Genomic DNA, 8,802 nt, shown 5'->3' on the forward strand with positions numbered 1-8,802 from the left:
ATTAAGACCCACTCACCTGCCTGCAGATTTGCTTTGCAAACCAGGGCCATTATGGCTGTGAGATAGGCAATGGGGAGACTGGCAGCCACCTCAAACGGGATAGTCTGCGGCAGGGGGAGGAATTCGGCAGCGGGTCCCAGGGCAGTCTCGGCAAAGGCTCCACTGACATGGCCGAAGACCCGCATTCCAGGGGTAAATTCAGTGACACCAGACCCGATAGCCTCAATTTCTCCGGCAGCCTCCTGTCCCAAAATGTGAGGTAATCCTTGATGCCCATACCCCCGATAGATGCCATGGGTGGTTTGCAGGTCAGAGTTGTTCAATCCTGCTGCCCGCACTCGGATTCTAACTTGATCAGGACCAGGCTCTGGCACATCTATCTGATCAACTTGAACAGATGTGGGACCCTGATAATGATGAATACGACATGCTTTCATAATTTTCTTTAAAACCACCAGGGATCGTGAATCGAGCTGGTTTTAACTAAAAAGACCTGTTTGCGCATAAATCGCTGAATCGAGGCGGGTCCCATGCGAGATCCCCCCAGTCCCGATAACTTGAAGGCATTTTTCTCGCCTTCGTGGACCAGGGCGGTTAATCCGGCGTCGTTGATGCTGATGGCCCCGGCCTGGATCTGTTGGCCAACGACCTGGGCCTCATCTGCTGAACCGGCAAATACGGCAGCGCTGAGGCCGTAAACGGTATCATTAGCCAGCTGGATGGCTTCATCTACGGTGTCAAACGGCATGATGGGCATAATTGGGCCAAAGGTTTCTTCTGTCATAATTTTCATGGTGTGATTGACCTGGGTGAGCACGGTGGGGCGACACCATAGACCACCCTCCAGGTTTTCAACGGTACCGCCACAGTGGACAATGGCTCCTTTGTGGCGGGCATCTTGTAAATGATCTGCGATCAGATCGGCCTGTCTGGCGGCAATGATGGGGCCGATTTGACCGCTGTTGGGTTTGGGATAAGCCAGGTTAAGCTGTTTCGCTTTTTGGACCAGGGTTTCAACGAAGCGATCGCAAATCCCTCTATCCACATAAATTCGCTCAATGGACAAACAGGACTGTCCGGCATTCACCACCGATCCCCACAGTAATGCGGTGGCAGCCTGGTCCACATCGGCGGAGGCTAAAACAATGGCGGGGTCTTTGCCACCCAGTTCTAAAAAGGCGGGGATCATGCGTTTGGCAGCGGCCATGGCCACGATTTTGCCAGTAGCGACACTGCCGGTAAAGCACACTAAATCCACCTGCTCGATCAAGGCTGCGCCGGTTTCCCCTGCGCCTTCGATCAAGGTGAGGACAGATTGGAGGGCGGGAACGGCTGCGATCGCAGCCATCATCACCCGAATAAAGCGGGGGGCAATCTCACTGGGTTTAACAACTACAGCACAGCCCGCCAACAGTGCCGGCACCGTATCAATGGTGGCTAGTAACAGGGGGAAATTCCAGGGGCTGATCACTCCCACCAGGCTGTAGGGCACTAACTGGGGACGCAGTTGGATAAAGGGAATCGCCGCTGTTTTAGTTGGAGTGGGTGCGATCAAGTTCGGGGCCAGCCCACACCAGCGGTCCAGCCCTGAGAGAAATGAGTCCACTTCCAATATAGATTCCGAGAGTCGGCCCGTATCTGCCACAATTGCCTGAATTAAGGCGTCTTTGCGGTCCAGCAATGCTTGTTTCCATGCCTGCAAAGCCTCAATCCGATGGTTCACTCCTTTGGTGTGCCAATCTTGCTGGCCCTGGCGTAGATGTCCACAGGTGGTGGTCAACTGTTCAGACGTGGGGGGAGTCATCTCATAATCTAGTTGGCCCGTGCGGGGATTGCGTACGGCGATGGTGACTGTGTCAAAGGTGACCATGTCAAATAACCCCCAACTGCGTTAATCGTTCAAGGGCTGTTTTTTGGGTGGCGATAAAGTGACTGCGCTCCACCCCACCGGCTGCCATGGAATTGGCCGGGTAAATGGAAGACTGACTATAGAGTGTAGTATAGGCATCCAGGCGCTGCCGGGACAGCAGGTTCTTGATGCTGGGGCGTTGCCGGTACCGACGCAGGGCCTCTAGATCAATGTCGCCATAGGCGGCCATACTTTCTCCGGATCCAGTTTCCGCTAACACTAATCCCCGGTAGTCGATAATCTTCGATCCCCCATCCACCGAGGCTTCTAAAATGGGCGTATTGGCAATGCCAGCGGTATTGGCCGAGACCACATACATCATATTTTCCACCGCTCGAGAGACTTTGGCCGCTTCCTTGGGAGCCCGCGCATTGCCGTACACTTCAGAGGTGGGATGGAGCAGAATTTCAGCCCCCCGCAGCATTAAACAACGGGCCACCTCAGGAAAAAGAATCTCATCGGAGGCAACGGCAGCCAGATTACCAATGGCGGTTTTGGCCACCGGAAAAATCCCTTCAATGCCGTAGATATCGAGGTATTTGTCCCACACATCATGGGGGGTGGGGGCATACATAGAATTAATGCGGCGATATCGCAATACCATGTCCCCTGAGGGATCTAGCACAAAACAATTCTGAAAGTAGAGATCGGGGAAATTAGGATCTAATTCGTAGGCATTGCCTGCCAGAAAAATCCCCTGTTTTTGGGCAATCGCTCCCAATGTTCCATACATGGGATCATCCATGGTGAGACAGGCCTTGGTGCCCCATTCGATAATCGATTCTCCCATGGGGAAGCCGGTGAGCCAGTATTCTGGCAGTACTACCAGACGACAGTCAGCACCGATAAAGGCACGGGCCGCAGCGATTTGAGGACCCAGTTTTGCGATCGCGTCTTCCATAATTGCCCGTGCCTCGGACGAGGTCCTTACCCGGTTAACGGCTTCAGACTTTAGCTGCATAGCTAAGGCTGTAAATGTATTTGAAGTAGATGGGGATGCCATAAAGAATGAATTCTTAATCCTAAAAGATTTCCAATTACATCCCCTCTGGGTAGGGATGCTGATCAGCCGGGGTGAGTTAACCGTTAGCGCTACTGATCGAAACCCATCCCGTTGCCCTTTCCAGGAGGGGATGAAGTATCGAACTTCGTTATTACAGCCTGCATCAGTAAACCTCCGAATTCTAAAAGAGACTAATTTACGAGAGTGCCAGGGGACGTTTCAAATACTTACCCTGGGGTGTTCCCATCACCTGACCGCGATCATAAATTAACTGCCCCCGTAAAAACGTTTGTTTTACCCGTCCGGTTAACTCCACCCCTTCGAAGGGGGTATATCCCTGTTGCGATGGGGATTCATCCGCCTGGACAACAAATGTCTCATCTGGGTTTAACAACACCAGATCCGCATCATAACCAACCGCAATATCTCCCTTACAAAACAGTCCATATCGCTGTGCTGGATTCCAACTCAGCAGCTCCGCCATCCGATGATAAGGCAGCCCCCGCTTACTACCTTCGCTAAACACCCCTGAGAGTAAATATTCAGTGCCACCAAAGCCTGATTTAGCCAGCCAAATATTCTCCGGGTCCTTAAGACTGGCTTTTTTCTCCGCAGAACAGCAGGCATGGTCGCTGACAACCCAGTCCACCTGACCCGCTAATACCGCGTTCCAGAGAAATTCCACATCCTGTCGAGACCGGATCGGGGGATTTACCTTGGCCCACTTACCTGCTGGTGCATCCACATCCAACAACAGATGGCCCACGGTCACCTCCCGTCGAAAATTAATGTGGGGAAAAGTGCTCTGCATCATTAACGCGGCTGCCAAGGCTTTCTGGGAACTCAGATGTAGCAAATTAATGTTGACACAGTCTGTCTCATGGGCCAGATAGGACGCGATACAAATGGCCAGTCCCTCAGAGTGGGGTGGACGGGCAGCACTGTAGGCCTTCAAGCCAGAGAGACTAGTATCTTGTTGTACCAGTTTAGTGTAAGCATTTAAAATCTCGGCTACTTCGCAATGAAGACTTAAACTCAGGCTATCCTGTACTTCAGGATGCGCTTGCCGCAAACGGGTCAACCCCCGCATAATAAATTCAAAATGGGCAAAGTCGTAGCGATCTTCCTTATTGATCATCAAAAACAGACTTTGCTGATCGGAAAGCCCATGGAGACCATAGCCACCATAAAACATAAAAATCTTAAATGATGTCACCCCCTGGTCCAACAGCCACGACATTTCATCAATGTGATGGGGACTAATGGGGGCCAGATGATAACCATAATCCACAAAAAAGTTACCCTCTGACCGTGCCAGGACCTCTGGAAAAAATGACCGGTAGGGACCCCCCTTGTTCAGATAATACTGCCCTGTGCGCATATAGTTGAGACTGGTGGTCACACCTCCCATGGCCGCTGCCTTACTTTCCTCGACAGCATCCTGTTCCAGGGGTTGATAAATGCCGATATGCATATGGGCATCCACACAGCCAGGAAATCCTAGCCAGTGTTGGCCATCAATGACTTCCTTTGCCTGTTCAGGACTAATCTCTGGAGAAATTTGGGTGAATTTCCCATCTTTGATGCCCAAATCCAGTAGTTCTACTGATGACTGATTTGGACGCACCACTCTCACATGCTTGATTAATGTATCTAGCCCTGATATCTCAGTCACAGCGCCCCTCGATCTGAATCAAAATCTGAATCCATCAATTCGTTATGATTAAGGGTATCAACTCAAAGCGAAATGTTTTTCTCAGGATAGAATTAAAAATGCAGGGAGTCAGAATAGCTCCTCACTGATTTCTGGCTTCTGACGTCTGATTCCTGACTTCTGACTCCTGACCAGAACAGGAGTTTCAGCTTAAGTTAGTACCCATGATTAATCTTAGATAGGTGAACTAATTTTTAATGACAGCAAGACCACCAAGATATTAATCTTCTATTTTCTTAACAAGTAACAACATACAAGGATATGTAAGAGGGATATGCAAGCACTTAAAAAAGATTTTAACGACTATCATCAAGACCCCCAACAGTTTCCATTTCTGCATGGTTTGCAAGCAGACTGGCAAGCTATTAGAGAGGAGTTTTCTAACTTTATGGCCCAAAGCTCGGCTGCTGAGCAATCCATTGCGGCCCAGATGATGGGACCCCAAAGCAAAACCATTCGAACGAAGGGGGCAAAAAAGTATAGTGCCTTCGGTATTCTATTTCAGGGACAGCTGATTGACGACTATATTCGCACGTATCAGATTGGTTACCCGGATTGTACTACCACCAATGCTGCAAGCAAAGTCCAGGCGTTAAGAGAAACCTATTTTCCAAAATTGACTCAAGTTGTCACCCAAGTTAATCAGACAAACGCCAATATTCTTAGAAACGTTTACTTCGGCACGTTTCATCCTGGTTTAGATATTCGGCTCCACACCAACGATAATCCCCACATGTATCGGGGATATCTGGGATTGATTGTACCCAAGGGCGATGTGGCAATGAAAATCTGTCATGACAAACTCCACTGGCACGAAGGAGAGTTTATGGTGTTAGACCATAGCTATCCCCACTGCCCCCACAATCATACGGATTATGACAGAACGGTGCTGGTGGTGGACTTTTTTAAGCCTGATAAACCCAGGGAAGAGGTGATTGAGTTTGAACAAATCCAGGTGGCCCAGCGGATGCAGGCTAATCTTTATAGTTTGGGAGTATTTGGTCAAAGTGATAAAGCGAGCGAGGCTGACTTTGTTAAGTATGGGTTGGCCCATCAGCTGGAGTGGGATAAAGCATTGGGGAGTTAGAAGGTAAAGGAGCGAGATTTTTGCGAAAATCGATCCAAAATACCTATAATCGTCCTTGCCGTAACCCTAAATTTATGACTACTAAAGAAATGTTCGAAGCCCGCGACTGGGTTAAAGTCCGCAACACAACAACAGGGGAGCAAGCGTTTCTCACCTGGAGCGGAAAAGTCTATGCCTTCTCGCCGGGTGAACCGAAGATCCATCTGTTCAACATTGTTGGTATGAACGTGAGTCGTTGTCTAGACAACCCGGATAAGGAGGAAAGCTGGAGTTTTGTTTCACGGGAGTTGACCTATTATCTAGATCCAGAAACCGATGAGATTTTGCATAGCTGGAAAAATCCTTGGACAGGGGAGACTGTGCCGGTGATGCATGTGGCTAATAGTCCGGTGCAGGGTCGGCAGCCATTTGAAGGGCAGTATGGGGCGAAAGTGGATGGAGATTTTACGACATTTGCATTTGATTTGTTTACGTCTTATCCAAATCCATTAGGGGATGATGAGCGTTTTGTGGAGTATAGCCCTCAGTCGCTTTATCAGGCGGTGGAGTTGTTTAAGTTAACGGTGCCCACACGGGAATTGAGAAATCCTGAGTCGACGTCTATTGCCAACGTAATTTTGGGGTGGGATCGGTTGGGACCATGGGTGCCCTGGATGAAAATGGGGGGCCGGGCGGGTCAGCTGATTTATAGCGCTAGTGGGCGTAAGTTAACGGGGTTTGAAGAGTTACCAGAGCTTTTGCAGGAGCAGATTAAGACGCGGATTCCGGCCTATCGGCATGCGCCTGAGGCACGGATAGAGGGTGATAATGTTACTTCGTGGCGATATTTTAAGCGGCATTTTGAAGAGTATTTGGCGGGGAAGGAGTTTCCGTTGACGGATGTGGAGGGTGCTTAAGGGGACTGCACTTTCTCCTTCGACCTACCCCCTAAGTACAGTTTTACTGTTCGATTAAAGTCCAGAAATAACCGTCTGGAGCTATAAATGAAAAGCTTTGTTTCCCAAACTCATTGGTGACAATATCAGTAACGTGTGTAGCTGAACTAGAGTGAATCCGAACTCGGTACTCCTCCAGACCCTTTACCCGATAGGTATACAACGACAGTCCCAATACCCCTGGTCGGGACTGTTCTGAAAAATCCGGCAACTCCAAATCCTCAGGAAATCGCACAATATATAACCGGCCCGATCTCGCTGCTTGCCAATCGGTCTTTGATGAACGTGGATCATCAAAGGCGGTTACCCAAAACCGTTCCCCTGGTTGCAGATCAAAAATCTGTCGCCCACCCCGCGCTGTTTCATAGGTGCTCTCCAGGGCATCCTGCACCCGCAGCAATCCCAATACCTGATCATAAAATTGCAGAGTTTCCTGGCTGTCGTCCTGTACCACTAGCCCCATGTGGGTCACTTGACTCGCCTGAAATGCAGACCCTAATTGGGGCCGACCATAGTCCGGCACCGTATAGTTAAACCGCTCAAACATCACCTGTCGTGTCAGGGGTTGCAATAACAGCATTTCCCTCACACCCACCAACGGATCTAAAAACGGTCGTCCCTGGGCTGTGGGGTAAATCACCGTCCACTGGGGTGGCCCATAGCGAATAGGTAAACCATTGGCTTCTGCTTCTGCCGCATGGTTCCACAGATTAGTCACATCCAGGGTTAAACTGGTGGCCCAACGATTGCCCTGTGCCTTCATAGGGGCCATGCTTAATCCTTCATTGATGGGACTGTCCCACACCATTAACCGAATCAATCCATGGTCTGCCGTCTGGTGATGTAACCGTATGGACTGCACGGATGATGCTACTCCATAAAGTCGCTCAGCATCAGCGGCGGATAGTTTACCGGTTTCTCCAACGGTATAGCCAAACTGTTGCCAATACTGAATTAATGGTTGGGCATCTCTGACGCCGATACAGACTTCATAGATACCTTGAATGGAGTGGGATGGGGTTTGGGACATTGTTTAAGGGTCAGGCAAATAAAGAGAATATTCGTTTGACATATTCGTTTGACATTATGTTTTAGGATGTCCTCCCCTTTAGAAGGGGAGGTGCCGTAGGTGGAGGGGTTTCGACTGATAGCGCCAGTGTCGAAAACCCCTCCCTGACGGTTCCCCTTACGAAGGGGAACCAGATGTCACTAGGCCTCTAAAAGGGTACATTTTTCCACACATTCCTAAAGCCTGACAACAACTTTACCGCAGTTTTGACCGCTGAGGAGATAATTGACAGCCTTGGGAATGGCTTCAATTCCATGGAAATCAGTAGGATCAATGGCTACTTTGAGTTTGCCTTGTTCAAATAGAGCCAGAAGTCGATCGCAAGCCTCCGGTACGGCCTCACGATACTGGGGCAATAAAAAACCTCGCACGGAAGCTGCTTTCCAAAAGAGTTTTTCATAAATGCGGGGTTGGGAAACTATCTCTAACGATTTGCCATATTCGGAGATAAATCCCACAATTACAAACCGTCCCCGCACGGCTAAATGGTCTACGCCAGCGTCAAACATGTGTTTACCAACGCAGTCAAACACCAGGTCGATGCCATTGGGGTATTCTCTGGCCAGGACATCACTGACAGATTCTTGATGGTAGTTGATGATGCGATCGCACCCCAAGTCCCTCAACAATTGCCCTTTAGCCGCTGACCCGCAAGTCCCAATCACATGATTGCCCGCTAATTTAGCCAGCTGTACTGCAATATGGCCAATCCCCCCCGCCGCCGCCGTAATCAAAATGATCTCCCCACTCCCCATTTCTCCCACCCGCTCTAAACCCACCAGGGCCGAGATACCTGTGGGCATCAGCGTCAGAATCTCGGGAATAGCCTCAGGTATTTTAATCGTCAACTCGGCATCAATTACCTGATATTCCCGGTACCCCCCTCCTCTGACAGTTGTTGCCACAGCATCGCCGACGGTAAACTGGTTCACCCCAGACCCCATGGCGACCACCTCACCCACCGCCTCCACCCCCAGGTCAAAAGGGGGCTGCAAACTTACATAGGGCACCTCTCCCCGGCACAGCAATGTATCAAACCCGGCATTCACACCAGCAAACCGATTCCGAATGAGCACCTGGTTAGC

General features: G+C 50.0%; 8 protein-coding genes. 2 read left to right on the forward strand and 6 right to left on the reverse strand.

All coding sequences use genetic code 11. The annotated features are described in order from the left end of the window. The 4 genes from DXZ20_RS36825 to DXZ20_RS36840 form a co-directional block, all read right to left on the reverse strand. Nucleotides 1–437 (reverse strand): quinone oxidoreductase family protein (locus DXZ20_RS36825; protein WP_163703359.1); only part of this gene is annotated, 437 nt, incomplete at its 3' end. 8 nt (nt 438–445) lie between these two features. After that, nucleotides 446–1,870 (reverse strand): aldehyde dehydrogenase family protein, encoded by a 1,425-nt coding sequence (locus DXZ20_RS36830; RefSeq protein ID WP_163703360.1) that lies wholly within the window; start codon nt 1,868–1,870, stop codon nt 446–448. A 1-nt stretch (nt 1,871) separates the two neighbouring features. Continuing rightward, a complete protein-coding gene (locus DXZ20_RS36835; protein ID WP_163703361.1) occupies nt 1,872–2,912 on the reverse strand; it encodes a nitrilase-related carbon-nitrogen hydrolase in 1,041 nt (346 codons plus the stop codon). A gap of 196 nt (nt 2,913–3,108) precedes the next feature. Further along, the gene (locus tag DXZ20_RS36840; RefSeq protein ID WP_163703362.1) at nt 3,109–4,587 is read right to left on the reverse strand and encodes an amidohydrolase family protein; all 1,479 of its coding nucleotides are present in this window, start codon (nt 4,585–4,587) and stop codon (nt 3,109–3,111) included. A gap of 313 nt (nt 4,588–4,900) precedes the next feature. Between DXZ20_RS36840 and DXZ20_RS36845 the strand changes: the two genes are divergently transcribed. Further along, nucleotides 4,901–5,713 (forward strand): aspartyl/asparaginyl beta-hydroxylase domain-containing protein, encoded by an 813-nt coding sequence (locus DXZ20_RS36845; RefSeq protein ID WP_163703363.1) that lies wholly within the window; start codon nt 4,901–4,903, stop codon nt 5,711–5,713. Nucleotides 5,714–5,787: 74 nt separating this feature from the next. After that, complete coding sequence (locus DXZ20_RS36850; RefSeq protein ID WP_163703364.1) at nt 5,788–6,609, forward strand: DUF1838 domain-containing protein; 822 nt, start codon at nt 5,788–5,790, stop codon at nt 6,607–6,609. Between the two features lie 43 nt (nt 6,610–6,652). On the opposite strand, the gene DXZ20_RS36855 is transcribed toward DXZ20_RS36850, so the two are convergent. Together DXZ20_RS36855 and DXZ20_RS36860 are read right to left on the reverse strand one after the other, a co-directional pair. Further along, a complete protein-coding gene (locus DXZ20_RS36855) occupies nt 6,653–7,678 on the reverse strand; it encodes a VOC family protein (protein ID WP_163703365.1) in 1,026 nt (341 codons plus the stop codon). A 215-nt stretch (nt 7,679–7,893) separates the two neighbouring features. Further along, the coding region (locus DXZ20_RS36860; protein WP_163703366.1) for a zinc-binding dehydrogenase at nt 7,894–8,802 on the reverse strand (909 nt) is incomplete at its 5' end.

The sequence above is a fragment of the Adonisia turfae CCMR0081 genome (genome assembly GCF_011009555.1).
Lineage (GTDB): Bacteria > Cyanobacteriota > Cyanobacteriia > Phormidesmidales > Phormidesmidaceae > Leptothoe > Leptothoe turfae.